The following is a 12,678-nucleotide window of genomic DNA, read 5'->3' as shown; positions in this document are numbered from 1 at the left end:
TTGGCATAGTTTTTATCCTCGTAATATAGTTTAAGCTTTTATTTATTAGAACCAACCCATACAGCAACAGCCCACTAGAGAGATGAACGAGAAGCGAATTTTGATACTTGATGATGAGGAGGAAATCTGTTTTCTGCTTGCTACTCTGCTATCTCAGATGGGCTACCAGACCGATTATGTCCACACGATAGATGATGGAGTACGAAAAATATATAGCGAACAACCCTTCGATTTAGTCTTTCTTGATTTAAATCTCCCCGATGGTTTAGGCCACCACATCATTCCTCTTATCAAAGATCAGCACCAACAGGCCAAAATTGTAATGATTAGTGCCCACGGAAGTATCTTAGAGCAAATAAGGAATCAGAGTCGGCAGTTTGATCATTTCATTACCAAACCCTTCAACCGAGAAAATATCTCACAAATACTGTCCGAGCTCAATCTGTAATCCCCATTTCAAACAATTGCTTTTGTTTTTGAATTATTACTAGATAGGAAAAATAGCTATCTTAGCAGAACCTCTTTACACTTTTTTCAATTACAAACGATTTTTCTACCCTACTCAATGAGTAAAGTTTTAATAGTAGATGATGACCAGGATATCAGGTTGCTACTTGATAAGTTCTTGGCTAAAAATGGATTTGATACTGCCACGGCTAGTGCTGGCGATGAAGCGCTTGATGCTACCAAGAAAGAAATATATGATCTGATACTTTGCGACTTTAAGCTACCTGACACTACCGGAATAGAGCTGATTCCTCGAATTAAAATCACCAATCCCAAAGCCGCTATTATCGTTATTACTGGCTATTCTGATGTGAAAATAGCGGTAAAAGCAATTAAGCTGGGAGCCTACGACTACGTTACGAAGCCTTTATATCCTGATGAGATTTTACTAACCATCAAGCAGGCAATAGCTAGTAAGAAATCTAAAACAAAGGTAGCGAGAGCTCCTAAAACCAAGCGGTTTGTCACGGGCGAGAGCCCGCAGTCGCGACAGGTGATGCAGCATATTCGCCTAATTGCCCCAACTGATATGTCGGTGATTATTCAGGGAGAAACCGGAACAGGAAAGGAGTTTGTTGCTAACGAAATACACAACTACAGCAAGCGAAAAGGGCAGCCATTTGTTGCAATTGACTGCGGTGCACTGCCTAAAGACCTAGCCGGATCGGAACTATTTGGACACGTAAAGGGCTCATTTACGGGAGCTTTAAACGATAAAACGGGTAGTTTTGAGACCGCTAACGGTGGCACTCTGTTCTTAGATGAGATCGGGAATCTTTCGTACGAAAACCAGATAAAGCTACTGCGAGTCATTCAGGAGCGAAAAATTAAGAAACTGGGCAGTACTAAAGATATTCCGATTGATGTGCGCCTTATTGTGGCCACTAACGAAAATCTCTCTGACGCTGTGAAAAAAGGCGACTTTCGGGAGGATCTTTATCATCGGTTCAATGAGTTTAGGATTGAGCTGTCACCCCTGCGGGAGCGTAAGACGGATATTAAGCTCTTTGCCCAGTATTTCCTTGAGAATGCCAACCATGAGCTGGACAAGTCAGTAGAGGGATTTGAAGACGAAGTAATGCAGAAAATGAAGGCTTACTTTTGGCACGGCAATCTGCGCGAACTGCATAACGTAGTAAAACGAGCGGTGCTGTTAGCCCACAGTGATCGTATTACCTCTGACTGCCTACCGGAAGAAATCAGAACGCCGGCCTACTTTGAGGACATTACCCCCGAAGAGGCTGCTTCTGAGCCAGATAATTTGAAGTCGGTTTCTAAAATAGCGGAGCGCGACGCAATTATCAGCGTATTAGAAAAAACGGGATACAATAAGACCAAAGCAGCGAGCGTACTAAAAATTGACCGCAAAACCCTGTACAATAAAATGAAGTCTTATAACATAGATTTATAGTCAGATGCCGAGGCACTACCACTAACTGCTCCCGGCTAACGTTCTTTTTTCACCTATGAATGAAACCCTGTTTAGCGATATATTTGAGGCCATTGAAAACGGGGTGCTCATATTCAGCCCAGTTCATAATCAACAGGGCAAAATCACAGATCTTAAGTACGAACAGGTCAACCAACTGGCTCTACAGACAATCAAAAGGCGAAAGCAAGATTTGATCGGTAGTACTTTGCTCACTGCTTTTCCTACCCTCGCTGGCAGTAAACTATTTGAACAGTACGTGCGTGTGCTGGAGAGTGGCGATAGTTTTCGTTCAGAATTTCACTACCAAGGCGAAGGCTTAGATACCTGGTTTAGAAACCATGTGTTTCGGTTAGGAACCAATCTAGTAGTACAATTTACCGATATTGGTGAGTACCGGCAGCTTTTAAAGGAAAGTGCCCGTAACGAAAGCCTGTACAAAGCACTGATTCAAGCCTTGCCCGACTTAGACTTATTGTTGGTAGACCGTAACCTTCGGGTACAATTTAGCAAAGGTAGACCACTAAAAGCATTTGGTTCGGTCTCAGTTATCGAGCTAGATACCGAACTATCGGAAAAGCTGGATCCGGCAGCGTTAGACGAAATCAAGGACAATTGTAAAAAGAATTTCAAGCAAGAAACGGTTCGGCGAGAGGTTACTCACGATGATGCTATTTACCGGGTTTCTTTTGTACCCGTTCACGACCATACCGGCGAGGTTTTCGGTAGCCTAATTGTGACCGAAGATATTGGAGTATTTAGCCTGTCGGAAGATGAGCTCCGTAATAAACTTTACGCGCTAGAGAGCACGCAAGAGAGCCTGGAGCAGTTCGCCTACGTAGCCTCGCACGACTTGCAGGAACCACTGCGTAAAATACGGGCTTTTGGCGACAGAATTACTACGCGCTACGCGAATCAATTGGATGATACCGGGCAGGACTATTTTGCCCGAATGCAAAATGCGGCTCAGCGAATGCAGGTACTCATCGATGATCTGCTAAAGTACTCTCGGGTAGGGCGCATTCAGAATGGTTTTGAACCGGTAGACTTAAATGATCTAGTTAGCGCGGTGCTGAACGATATGGAAACAGCCATTGGAGAAGCAGAAGCTATTATTGAAGTAGAAAATCTACCGACTATAGAAGGAGAAGCTACTCAGCTACGTCAGCTTTTTCAGAATTTACTTAGCAACGCTATTAAGTTTAAAAAGGAAGGGACTGCCCCGCACATTAAAATCACATCGGGTAAATTGTCGGAGACATTGGCAGGGGCGTATAGCAAGCTTAATAATCCTCGGGAGATCATTGTTCAGGACAATGGTATTGGATTTGAAGAAAAGTACCTAGATCGGATTTTTAATATCTTTCAGCGATTGCACGGGCGAAACCACTATCCCGGTACGGGCATTGGGTTAGCCATTTGTCGTAAAATTATTGATAATCACCAAGGCGATATTTTTGCTACCAGCGAAGTGGGAGAAGGAGCAAGCTTTCATATGATCTTACCACAACAACAGAATACCCAGTTATGAGCGATAAAAGCTATAAAACCATCACGATTTTAATGGCCGATGATGACCCAGATGACCGTATTCTGACTAAAGATGCTTTAGAAGAAAATTACTTAGCCAATGACTTACACTTTGTGGAAGACGGAGAAGAGCTAATGGACTATCTGCTTCACCGAGGAGAATACAACGACACTAATGCCCCCAAACCAGGGCTTATTTTGCTTGACCTGAATATGCCCCGTAAAGATGGTCGGGAAGCATTGGCTGAAATCAAGGCACATCCTAAGCTAAAGCATATTCCGGTAATTGTACTCACCACCTCCAAGGCCGAGGAAGATATTTTTAAAACATACGATTTAGGAGTTAGCTCGTTTATTACTAAGCCAGTTACTTTTGAAGGTTTGGTAGAAGTGACTAAAGCAATTGGTACCTACTGGTTTGGTATTGTTGAGCTACCTCAACGGAAGAAAAGCTGAGGCTCTTCTCTCGCGTACCACCTATTTTAATACTGAGCTAAGGCATTTATAAAACGTGATTCCCCCAACTCATGCATCAAGAAAAAGTAAATGTACTACTGGTAGATGATGACGAAGATGATTATATCATCACCCGGGACCTGCTAACTGACATCAAAACAACCGATTTTTCGATTACGTGGGTAGATAATTACGATGAAGCGGTGCAGAAGCTAAAGCAGGATATTTTTGATGTGTATCTCATTGACTATCGATTGGGAGAAAAGAGTGGATTGGATTTGCTGAAAACGGGTATTGAGCAAGGAGTTCGGAATCCGATTATTATGCTTACCGGAAAGGGTTTTGCCGAAATTGACCATCAGGCTATGGAAATGGGGGCAGCAGACTATTTGGTGAAAGATGGGCTGAACACCATGATTATTGAGCGTAGCATTCGGTACGCCTTAAATAATTCTCGGATAGTAGATAAGCTTTTTGCTCAAGAACAGAAATATCGCGCCTTGTTCGAGCAGTCGGTCAATGCTATTTATATCACAGACCAAGAAGATTTATTCATCAACACAAATAGCGCAATGGAGAAGCTGTTCGGCTATACATTACCTGAACTTCAACAGCTTTCCCTCAGTGATCTTTTTGCTTATCCCGACGAGTACCCCAACCTGTACCAATCACTCACCACCGATGGGAAGGTTATTGATTTCGAGGTAAGACTAAAGCACAAAAACCAGAATATTGTAATCTGTAACTTATCGGCGGCACGCTTGGTAGACTCTGAGCAAAACCTATTGGGCTATCAAGGTATTATTACAGATATTTCTGAAAAGCAGAAAGTGCAGCAGGAGCTAATCCGGCTAGAAAAAATGATGATGACCGCCAATATTGCCCGCAGTATTGCCCACGAAGTACGTAATCCGCTCACCAATATCAACTTATCGTTAGAGCAATTTAGTACCGAAATTGAAGATCGGGATGATCTAACAGTTTACGTAGATATTATTTACCGGAATACGCAACGCATTAACGAGCTGATTACCGCGATGCTCAATTCCTCCAAACCTTCTCAACTTTCTCTTCAGCCCGGCTCATTGAACGAAGTAGTAGAAAAAACACTAAGCATTACCGCCGACCGGGTGAAATTACAGGAAGTACACGTTGAGCTTAAACTCAATCATCATTTAGAAGCTATTCCGCTTGACCAAGATAAGTTAGTGATGGCTCTCCTCAACATTGTAAATAATGCCATAGAAGCAGTGAAGCCTAAAACCGGACACATTGCGATAGAAACTAAGGAAGACGATCAAGCTGAGTATATTGTTGTAACCGACAACGGACGCGGAATAGCCGCAGCTGACTTAGATAAACTGTTCGATGCTTTTCATACCGGTAAGCGGGGTGGAATGGGGTTAGGCCTTACCTCTACTCAGAATATTGTTAATAGCCACCAAGCTAAAATATCAGTAGATAGTAAGCTACGAAGGGGTACTTGCTTCACTATTGCTTTTCCTAAGCAAAAAGAATTTTTCCCAACTAGCTGATAATGCTTAGAGCGGTTATCTCATACTTATCCAATTGTTTGAGATGGGTCGGCTTTATTTTGAGTTCTTTTTCCACTTCCCATGTGTTTTCTAACAAGGCTTTTAGTACTTCCGGGTGAATGTAATACTTACGGCACACACTAATAGTATTACCTAATTCCTTGGCAACTAGCTTTATAATGGTGGTTTCTAGCTTCAGGCGAGGATTTTTTGTCTGTAGTGCTTGAGCATCTTTCCACTTATCAATGGCGGTGACGGTACCGTGCCAAGTACGAAAATCCTTGCAGGTGAATTGCTCACCCACTATATCTTGCAAGTACTCATTTACATCTTGGGAACGAATATGGTGGTATTTTCCGTCTTGCCCCCGGTACTTGAAAACTTCGTAACCAGGCAGCTCCGAACAACGCTTAATTAGCCGAACCAACTGATTCTGTTTGATATTGATCTTGCGGTACTTACCGCTCTTAGCTCGATATTCTAAGCGGGCGTGACCCTCCTCAAAATCGAGATGCTTTCTTCGTAATGTAGTAAGTCCAAAGGTCTTATTCTCTCGTTTATACTGCTCATTCCCAATGCGTATACCGTATTCGTCGAGCACCTGAAGAATAAGTGCTAACACTTTCTCTTTCGGCCAACCCCTTTTTTCTAAGTCTTTCGTTACTTTCAAACGAACAATTGGTAACTTTCTACCAAACAAAGCCAATTTATCAAACTTAACTTTGTTTCGGTATTCAGCCCAGGAAGGGTGATAGTAGTACTGCTTGCGGCCTTTGGCATCGTAGCCAGTAGCTAACAGATGTCCGTTCGGATCTTTGGATATCCACACATCATCCCAGTCGGGTGGAATGCCCAAGGATTGTATCCAAGTTAGCGTTTTTTCTTCCCGTAGCTTAGCCTGCTTATCAAAATACGAGTGACCCCGTCCCCACTTTTTGCGTAAGTAGCCAGGTTGCGAATCGTCCTGATAGATTAAACCCTGTGGGAGCCCACTCATTAAAGGAAATCCCATAATGAAAAAGCCTATGCTTTACTTACTTCGCTTTCTAACTTTAGCACTTGCGAACCATCTTCTTGCTCTATAAGCAAGGCTTTATTTCCTGACTCGCCTTTGCGGGTAATATCGCTACCATCAATGGTTTTGGTCACTTCTTCGGTAAAAGATTCGGTTACCTTTCCCTGAGCTTCCCCGTTGCCCCATTTCCACTTAACTGTTGATCCTTGCTGTATCATCGGTTTAAAAAATTAGTATAAAAAAATTATCGTCTGACGACAGAAGCCTGTCTCGTTTAAAAAGTTACTACTATTTAACTCAAAGGTAGTCGGTTATGTTAGTCAGAAAGCAAAAAAAAGCGTGTTGTAATAATACAACACGCTTTTCATGTATAATTCTAAGATTTACGAACATCCCAAGTAATGCTTCGCCTAATAAGCAATTTAACTAAGCTGGAAGTGACCCCTACTATAAGAGTCCAAGCTAATGCTTGCTGGAGCGAAACATCACGATCTGCTGGATTTTTGGGCGGTTCTTCACGAGTTGCCTGTCGCCAGCCAAACTCAATAATGCGCTTAACCAGAACCGCACTAATCATGGTTGCCCCGCCAATAATCCAGTTATTTAGTTGTTCTTCATCGTCAAAGTTTTCTCTAATTTTTCCTAGTAAACTCATTTCTATTTGGTTGATTAAATACTGCTAGGCAATACGCGGTAGCGAGCTTTCACAAACATAAATACACCATAGCATGCTAAACCAATTGCAATAATACCTAATAGTATCGTTCCCCAGGTGCTACTAGACTGAATAAAGTCAAATGCTTGCTGAGTTCCTCCGGCAGCATTTGGGTTAGATTCAATTGCAGCTCGCAGGAAGAAGTAACCAATGATAGCAATTACAATTCCACGAGCAACATATCCTACATAACCTGCTTTACGCAATATATCCTTCACCCGATAGTCTAGTTCACTATCTTTCACCTTCTTGGCGTATTTACCACTTACAGCTCGATAAATCTGGTAAGCTGCCTTACCAAAAAATACAACCGCTACAATTCCAACTAGTATCTGACCGAAAGGTTGTCCTAAAAGCATACTAACTATTGTTTCCTTCTGGCTTCCTCCGCTACCCGAGCTACCACTGGTAAATAACATGCGAATTGCTTCGTAAGCAAATACACCATAGAGTACACCACTGGCAGCATAACCAATACGGTTGCCAATTCCCTGCTTATCGTCGCCTTTATCTTCTGGGTCGCGGAAGGCTTGGACAAATCGCCATATTACGTAGCAAATTAATCCGGCAGCTAGCACTGCTAATAATACTTTTCCAAAAGGCTGTTCGTAGACAAATTTCAGCGCAGAATCTTTTCCCGCCTTTTGCCCGCCCGAGCCAAAGGCATACATGGCAGTTAGTACCCCTAATATTACGTAGACGACTCCTTTAGCAAACATCCCTACCCGGGCTATCTTTCTGATGGATTCATCTTTGGTTTGATCTAATGTTACATTCATGGTATTGAGAGTTAAAAGTAAACCCTAGGACGTAGCCTAGGGATATGATTATTTTAAAGTAAAAAATGCGTGGATTACACCAGGTACCCAGCCTACGATGGTAAGAAGTACATTAAGCCAGAACGATCCAGAAAGTCCTTTCTGTAGTCCGACAGCTAGCGGAGGTAATAAAATGGCTAGAATAATCATTAAAAGTGACATATCAACGTATGTTTAGATTCAAAAAATATTTCACTCTTGCTAGTCAAAATATCCTGCCAAAGCTTAAGTTATTGCATCGCTTCCAAGAAAATAAGCTAGGTGAAATCTTGCTTACGAAGCACCTGGAAGCTATTTGCTCATTCAAACGACGACTAAATAATAGTCTAGTTTTGCTCTTTATTCAGAACTAACCTTACTGAGGAAAAAAGGACAGGCTTCCCCAAAGCGTAGAAAAAATTTCTCAGATAATCATAGATTATTTATCATTTATCCTTACGAATTTTCCAGAAAAGTATGGCTTGCTCGCTTTTTTTAGCCAAAAACGCAGAAAAAGAGGATAAACTGAAACCTGGCACAGGATTTTCGTATACAGGGGTAAACATTTAAACTTTTTTTATCTTATGAGATTACTATCAGGAATTATTGCTGGAGCATTAGCTGGAATTGCCGCAGGTGTATTGATGGCTCCCGACCGTGGGGACAGTACCCGCAAGAAGTTGAACAAGGAGAGTAGCCGTGTTCGTACGGATGTAGAGAAGTCCTTGAATGAAGGCATCTATAACTTGCTCGACTCAGTTAGTCAGGCTATTGATGATTATTCTAAGCGCAGCCAAAAGTCACTCAAGCAGGCTAAGAAGAAGAAACGATACATCAACTTCTAACAAGATTGTTCTCGATTTTTAAAACAGCGCAAAATTTTTTAGGGTCTTCACTTTTTTTGATGAATGGTAAGCAATAGAGACAAGAACGAAGTTAATTGAAGACATTCACCTTAATTTGAACTTTTTATGATTTTTTCTACTTCTTTGCGCTGATTTTTTCCTACTACCTTTATTTACCATGAATTTCAATATTGAGAACCTTTGGGGACTCGTTACGGGTACGTTAGAAGAATGGGTAAAGTCATTTGTTTCTAATCTGCCTAATTTAGTATTGGCCGTCTTGATTGTAGTGCTCTTTATACTACTAGCCAAAGTAGTAAAGAGTACAATGGCTAAGATACTGGGGCGCGTTTCAGCCAACGAGGCTGTAAATAACCTGCTGGTCACGCTCGTCAATGTTGCTATTATTGTGGCTGGTATATTCATTGCGCTGGGTGTATTGGGACAAAAAGATACGGTGGCTACCTTACTGGCGGGGGTTGGTATTATTGGTCTAGCGTTAGGTTTTGCCTTTCAAGATATTGCTGCTAATTTTATTTCCGGAATCTTAATTGCGGTTAGACAACCATTCAAGATTGGCGATACTATTGAGAGTGCTGATTACTTCGGTAAGGTGAGCGATATCAATCTACGAACGACCACAATTACTACATTCCAGGGGCTGGATGTCTTAATTCCCAACAAAAACATTTTTGAAAATCCGGTGGTTAACTATACTCGCACGAAAGATCGGCGAGTTGATTTAAGTGTGGGAGTATCTTACGGAGACGACTTAGAGAAAGTAAAGAAGCTGACAATAGACACACTTAGTGAACTGGATAGCATAGACAGGAGCAAAGATGTTACGCTCTTTTACAATGAATTTGGGGGTAGTTCTATCAACTTCACTGTGCGATTTTGGGCTAAATCACCTAAGCAACCCGATTTTCTACAAGCGCAGAGTGATGCAATTATTGCTATTCAGCAGGTTTACGACCGAAACGATATTGTAATTCCGTTCCCAATCCGGACGTTAGATTTCGGAATAAAGGGAGGAGAAAAGCTCTCCGAGATGACAATTCACCATGGGAACGGCCAATCGGCTAATTAATTTATACTAAAATCAAACTTTTTACATTTAATTTTTAAGAACTATGAAAACGAATTTCAAAACACTAGCTACTTATTTTTTCGCGGGATCATTTTGTTTGGCGGTATTCACTGCTTGTGACTCCACTCAGAATGCTGCCAACGAAGCAGCTAATGAAACTGAGGCAGCAATGGAAGAAGCTGGTAATGAGATTGAAGAGACCGCTGCTAGCTGGGAAGCCGAGCAGGATGAATGGGAATCTAAGTTAAACGATAAGATTGCTAAGTTAGAGCAAGATATGGAGAATGCCTCTGATGAAGCAAAAGCTGAATACCAGGAGAATATTGACGAGTTAAAAGAGGATCTAAACCAGTTAGAGAATTCTACTGCTGAAACCTGGGGAGATATTAAAAGTGAAGTAAGCAATGCCTTCAATGAAATTGAACAAGAGATGGAAGGTATTGAGCAAGAAATTGAGAACTAGTCTTTCTTACTATCATAATTAATCCAAGTAAAAAGACAGGGTGCTCATAGGTACCCTGTTTTTTTATGCGTAATGCTGAACCCGTTTTTTTTGCTTTGAACACCTGCTAAACAGCAATGAATCTACTGATGAATAGAAAATAGTTTTTGAGATAAGAAGAATGTTCCTATATTATTTGCTCTCAGTCGCAACAAGTAAGGGGTGCTTTAGATAGTAATATCACCTACTACCTGATTAACTACCACTTGTAAAATATACTACATGTCTGTCCGAACCAAAAAACAAATAAGAAACCACTACGAAGTAGAGCGGGCGTTAGCCGACAAGTTGAGAAAATCTAACCGCGAAGAGCGAAAAGCATTGTTTCGGGTAATGTACGACGAGCTCTTTGAAAAAGTACCCGATCACCCTCGTTTAACCAAACGGTCTGATCCGGAAGTTACTCGCAAGAGAAATAAGAATAAGATAAAAATGATGCGTGGTTTGCTCAACAGGCAAACTGTTTTTGCTGAGTTTGCCCCGGGCGACTGCGAGTTTTGCTTCTATGTGGCTAACCAAGTGCAGCGAGTCTACGGAATGGATATATCCGATCAGGCCGATCCTCAGCGCACTCGCCCCCAAAACTTTGAACTGATCGTGTACGATGGTTACGAGTTGAACATGCCTCCCAATACAATTGATGTACTATTTAGCGATCAGTTTATTGAGCATTTGCATCCAGAAGATGTACCCGAACACTATGCTTTGGCACATCATTTACTAGTGCCAGGGGGGAAATATTCGTTTCGGTATCCGCATATTTATCGGGGGCCAAAAGATATTTCGCGCTTTTTTACCGATACGCCTACCGGATTTCATCTAAATGAAAGTACGTTTACTGCTACTGTTGAGCAACTAAAAAAAGTAGATTTCAGTCATTACCAATGCTACTGGTTCCTAAACGGTATCCGCATTCCCCTTCCTTTTTGGATATTCCGAACTACTGAGCGGTTATTCAAGAATGTAACAGCTCGTTTACGGCGACGGATTGCTCCTTACTTATTTCCTACCGTACATATCGTTGCTACCAAATAAAGCACTGTCGCGAGCAATTCGCTAATCATTATTCTTAGTACAGTGTTTACGTTAAAAACAGTAGGTATCGTGAGAATCCCAGCATACATTATTTTCTTAATTACGTCCATGAGTTCACAAATAATCTTTGATTTTACGACAGACACAGATATTCAGCACTGGCGAGTGGTAGATGACGGAGTAATGGGTGGAGTGTCATCGGGAAAATTTACTGTAAGTGAAGATGGCTTCGGGGTTTTTGCCGGCAAAGTTTCGTTAGAAAATAACGGGGGCTTCTCCTCAGTGCGCTACCGACTCAACAAATTGCCTGTAAAATCTGCTACTACAGTTCGTATTAAACTACGAGGCGATGGTAAAAAGTATCAGTTTAGAGTGAAAGCCAGTGCCGAAGATCGCTACTCCTACATTGCCACTTTTAGCACTTCTGGTGAGTGGGAAGAGATTGTAATTCCACTGGCAGATATGTATCCCGCGTTCAGAGGAAGAAAACTAGACCAACCCAACTTTCAGCAAGATTATTTAGAAGAAATAGCCTTTCTGATAGGAAACAAGAAGGAAGAAACGTTTAAATTGATGATTGATAAAATAGTGTTAGAATAATCCCCTTTACCCAACACGCTATGACTACTATTTTTGAAGCTCAGCAGATAGGAAGAAAATATGCCGTACAAGCAGCACTAGTCACTGAGCTGGCGATAGGCTGCTTGGCACTCACTTTTTTACTCTCATCCACCGGATCACTTAGCTTTTTAGGTGGGATTTTTGAGTGGATTGGTTTACCTACTTTTTCAGTATTTATCCTGAGCACCTTGCTTTTTTCGTATTTGCTAGGACAAAAGCTAGCGGTGAATATTCTTACGAAAGGTAGAAAGAGTTACTGGAGGTGCTACACCACCGCTATTGCCGTAGTGCTACTTTCTACCGGGGTAGCCTCCTCTTTTACACTAGCAAATCAACTTATTTGGCACAGCTTACCTGAAAATTGGCTCATTCTTTACGTAGCTAAACCTATTGTTTGGATGGTTCCCTTAAGTATTTTACCCGTATTAATGGCAGGAACTTGGTACCAAAGCAAGCTCTAGCGGGCTAAGCAACTCAGCTAGGTATTAGTAAGAGAATTTGGATCAGCATTTAACATAAAACCCGAAGGCTTTCACCTCCGGGTTTTACTTTGTTTACTTCCGTTTACTGAGTGCCATCCGGCAAATGAACAATGGACGTT

16 protein-coding genes are annotated in these 12,678 nt (G+C 41.7%); 11 read left to right on the top strand and 5 right to left on the bottom strand.

Annotated elements, in window-relative coordinates:
* Positions 1 to 82 precede the first annotated feature (82 nt).
* The 5 genes from P0M28_RS05250 to P0M28_RS05230 all read left to right on the top strand — a co-directional run bounded on the left by P0M28_RS05250 (position 83) and on the right by P0M28_RS05230 (position 5,457).
* Positions 83 to 448, top strand: coding sequence for a response regulator (locus tag P0M28_RS05250; RefSeq protein WP_302208542.1), 366 nt, complete (start codon positions 83 to 85; stop codon positions 446 to 448).
* 117 nt (positions 449 to 565) lie between these two features.
* Positions 566 to 1,918: a sigma-54-dependent transcriptional regulator gene (locus P0M28_RS05245; protein WP_302208540.1), complete on the top strand. Its 1,353-nt coding sequence runs from the start codon at positions 566 to 568 to the stop codon at positions 1,916 to 1,918.
* A 55-nt stretch (positions 1,919 to 1,973) separates the two neighbouring features.
* Entirely contained in the window at positions 1,974 to 3,467 is a 1,494-nt protein-coding gene (locus tag P0M28_RS05240) for a PAS domain-containing sensor histidine kinase (protein WP_302208539.1), read from the top strand.
* Positions 3,464 to 3,922, top strand: coding sequence for a response regulator (locus P0M28_RS05235; RefSeq protein WP_302208537.1), 459 nt, complete (start codon positions 3,464 to 3,466; stop codon positions 3,920 to 3,922). Before P0M28_RS05240 ends, P0M28_RS05235 begins: the two co-directional genes overlap by 4 nt.
* A gap of 71 nt (positions 3,923 to 3,993) precedes the next feature.
* Positions 3,994 to 5,457, top strand: coding sequence for a hybrid sensor histidine kinase/response regulator (locus tag P0M28_RS05230; protein ID WP_302208535.1), 1,464 nt, complete (start codon positions 3,994 to 3,996; stop codon positions 5,455 to 5,457).
* Here P0M28_RS05230 and P0M28_RS05225 read toward each other — a convergent pair.
* The 5 genes from P0M28_RS05225 to P0M28_RS05205 all read right to left on the bottom strand — a co-directional run bounded on the left by P0M28_RS05225 (position 5,450) and on the right by P0M28_RS05205 (position 8,155).
* Positions 5,450 to 6,469 (bottom strand): DNA topoisomerase IB, encoded by a 1,020-nt coding sequence (locus P0M28_RS05225; RefSeq protein ID WP_302208533.1) that lies wholly within the window; start codon positions 6,467 to 6,469, stop codon positions 5,450 to 5,452. The two genes, P0M28_RS05230 and P0M28_RS05225, sit on opposite strands and share 8 nt — an antisense overlap.
* 11 nt (positions 6,470 to 6,480) lie before the next feature.
* The gene (locus tag P0M28_RS05220) at positions 6,481 to 6,690 is read right to left on the bottom strand and encodes a hypervirulence associated TUDOR domain-containing protein (RefSeq protein ID WP_302208532.1); all 210 of its coding nucleotides are present in this window, start codon (positions 6,688 to 6,690) and stop codon (positions 6,481 to 6,483) included.
* Positions 6,691 to 6,848: 158 nt separating this feature from the next.
* Complete coding sequence (locus P0M28_RS05215; protein WP_302208531.1) at positions 6,849 to 7,127, bottom strand: DUF4235 domain-containing protein; 279 nt, start codon at positions 7,125 to 7,127, stop codon at positions 6,849 to 6,851.
* Positions 7,128 to 7,141: 14 nt separating this feature from the next.
* Positions 7,142 to 7,966 carry a DUF1206 domain-containing protein gene (locus tag P0M28_RS05210; RefSeq protein WP_302208530.1) on the bottom strand — a complete coding sequence of 275 codons (825 nt, stop codon included), beginning with the start codon at positions 7,964 to 7,966 and terminating at the stop codon, positions 7,142 to 7,144.
* 48 nt (positions 7,967 to 8,014) lie between these two features.
* Positions 8,015 to 8,155: a YqaE/Pmp3 family membrane protein gene (locus P0M28_RS05205; RefSeq protein ID WP_436841393.1), complete on the bottom strand. Its 141-nt coding sequence runs from the start codon at positions 8,153 to 8,155 to the stop codon at positions 8,015 to 8,017.
* Positions 8,156 to 8,568: 413 nt separating this feature from the next.
* On the opposite strand from P0M28_RS05205, the gene P0M28_RS05200 reads away from it, so the two are divergent.
* The 6 genes from P0M28_RS05200 to P0M28_RS05175 all read left to right on the top strand — a co-directional run bounded on the left by P0M28_RS05200 (position 8,569) and on the right by P0M28_RS05175 (position 12,538).
* Positions 8,569 to 8,829: a YtxH domain-containing protein gene (locus P0M28_RS05200; RefSeq protein ID WP_302208528.1), complete on the top strand. Its 261-nt coding sequence runs from the start codon at positions 8,569 to 8,571 to the stop codon at positions 8,827 to 8,829.
* A gap of 178 nt (positions 8,830 to 9,007) precedes the next feature.
* Complete coding sequence (locus tag P0M28_RS05195; protein ID WP_302208526.1) at positions 9,008 to 9,919, top strand: mechanosensitive ion channel family protein; 912 nt, start codon at positions 9,008 to 9,010, stop codon at positions 9,917 to 9,919.
* Positions 9,920 to 9,962: 43 nt separating this feature from the next.
* Positions 9,963 to 10,382, top strand: a complete 420-nt coding sequence (locus tag P0M28_RS05190; RefSeq protein ID WP_302208525.1) for a hypothetical protein — start codon at positions 9,963 to 9,965, stop codon at positions 10,380 to 10,382.
* Positions 10,383 to 10,643: 261 nt separating this feature from the next.
* Entirely contained in the window at positions 10,644 to 11,456 is an 813-nt protein-coding gene (locus P0M28_RS05185; RefSeq protein WP_302208524.1) for a methyltransferase domain-containing protein, read from the top strand.
* Between the two features lie 108 nt (positions 11,457 to 11,564).
* Positions 11,565 to 12,056, top strand: coding sequence for a CIA30 family protein (locus P0M28_RS05180; protein ID WP_302208522.1), 492 nt, complete (start codon positions 11,565 to 11,567; stop codon positions 12,054 to 12,056).
* Positions 12,057 to 12,076: 20 nt separating this feature from the next.
* Positions 12,077 to 12,538: a hypothetical protein gene (locus P0M28_RS05175; protein ID WP_302208521.1), complete on the top strand. Its 462-nt coding sequence runs from the start codon at positions 12,077 to 12,079 to the stop codon at positions 12,536 to 12,538.
* Positions 12,539 to 12,678 lie beyond the last annotated feature (140 nt).

The organism is Tunicatimonas pelagia (assembly GCF_030506325.1).
GTDB lineage: Bacteria > Bacteroidota > Bacteroidia > Cytophagales > Cyclobacteriaceae > Tunicatimonas > Tunicatimonas pelagia.
This window is presented reverse-complemented; position numbering and strand designations above follow the sequence as displayed.

What these genes read in the sequence shown, in the direction of transcription:
- P0M28_RS05250 (WP_302208542.1), top strand. Translation starts at nt 83, where the DNA reads ATGAACGAGAAGCGAATTTTGATACTTGATGATGAGGAGGAAATCTGT.
- P0M28_RS05245 (WP_302208540.1), top strand. Translation starts at nt 566, where the DNA reads ATGAGTAAAGTTTTAATAGTAGATGATGACCAGGATATCAGGTTGCTA.
- P0M28_RS05240 (WP_302208539.1), top strand. Translation starts at nt 1,974, where the DNA reads ATGAATGAAACCCTGTTTAGCGATATATTTGAGGCCATTGAAAACGGG.
- P0M28_RS05235 (WP_302208537.1), top strand. Translation starts at nt 3,464, where the DNA reads ATGAGCGATAAAAGCTATAAAACCATCACGATTTTAATGGCCGATGAT.
- P0M28_RS05230 (WP_302208535.1), top strand. Translation starts at nt 3,994, where the DNA reads ATGCATCAAGAAAAAGTAAATGTACTACTGGTAGATGATGACGAAGAT.
- P0M28_RS05225 (WP_302208533.1), bottom strand. Translation starts at nt 6,469, where the DNA reads ATGGGATTTCCTTTAATGAGTGGGCTCCCACAGGGTTTAATCTATCAG.
- P0M28_RS05220 (WP_302208532.1), bottom strand. Translation starts at nt 6,690, where the DNA reads ATGATACAGCAAGGATCAACAGTTAAGTGGAAATGGGGCAACGGGGAA.
- P0M28_RS05215 (WP_302208531.1), bottom strand. Translation starts at nt 7,127, where the DNA reads ATGAGTTTACTAGGAAAAATTAGAGAAAACTTTGACGATGAAGAACAA.
- P0M28_RS05210 (WP_302208530.1), bottom strand. Translation starts at nt 7,966, where the DNA reads ATGAATGTAACATTAGATCAAACCAAAGATGAATCCATCAGAAAGATA.
- P0M28_RS05205 (WP_436841393.1), bottom strand. Translation starts at nt 8,155, where the DNA reads ATGATTATTCTAGCCATTTTATTACCTCCGCTAGCTGTCGGACTACAG.
- P0M28_RS05200 (WP_302208528.1), top strand. Translation starts at nt 8,569, where the DNA reads ATGAGATTACTATCAGGAATTATTGCTGGAGCATTAGCTGGAATTGCC.
- P0M28_RS05195 (WP_302208526.1), top strand. Translation starts at nt 9,008, where the DNA reads ATGAATTTCAATATTGAGAACCTTTGGGGACTCGTTACGGGTACGTTA.
- P0M28_RS05190 (WP_302208525.1), top strand. Translation starts at nt 9,963, where the DNA reads ATGAAAACGAATTTCAAAACACTAGCTACTTATTTTTTCGCGGGATCA.
- P0M28_RS05185 (WP_302208524.1), top strand. Translation starts at nt 10,644, where the DNA reads ATGTCTGTCCGAACCAAAAAACAAATAAGAAACCACTACGAAGTAGAG.
- P0M28_RS05180 (WP_302208522.1), top strand. Translation starts at nt 11,565, where the DNA reads ATGAGTTCACAAATAATCTTTGATTTTACGACAGACACAGATATTCAG.
- P0M28_RS05175 (WP_302208521.1), top strand. Translation starts at nt 12,077, where the DNA reads ATGACTACTATTTTTGAAGCTCAGCAGATAGGAAGAAAATATGCCGTA.